Genomic DNA, 228 nt, shown 5'->3' with positions numbered 1-228 from the left:
CACGCCCCCACCCGCGAGGAGCTCACCACGACCGGCCTCTACGAGGCGCTCCGTCAGCGCGGCGTCACCAGCGTCCTCGCCCACGAGCGCATCGGCGCCACCGTCGCCGACGTCGAGCACGCCGAGCTCCTCGACGAGGAGCCCGGCGCCGCCCTCCTCACCATGGAGCGCAAGTCCTTCGCGAACGACGGCACCGTCGTCGAGTTCGGCCTCCACGTCTACCGCGCC

At 73.2% G+C, this 228-nt stretch carries 1 protein-coding gene; it reads left to right on the top strand.

Annotated elements, in window-relative coordinates; all coding sequences use genetic code 11:
* A partial coding sequence (locus MJ643_RS31310) for a UTRA domain-containing protein (protein WP_247727403.1) occupies nt 1–228 on the top strand: 228 nt, incomplete at both ends.

It is taken from the genome of Pseudomonas sp. PNPG3 (assembly GCF_023093815.1).
Taxonomy (GTDB): Bacteria; Pseudomonadota; Gammaproteobacteria; order Pseudomonadales; family Pseudomonadaceae; genus Aquipseudomonas; species Aquipseudomonas asiatica.
Note: the sequence above shows the minus strand (reverse complement) of the source record. Positions and strands in the feature narration are given on the sequence as shown.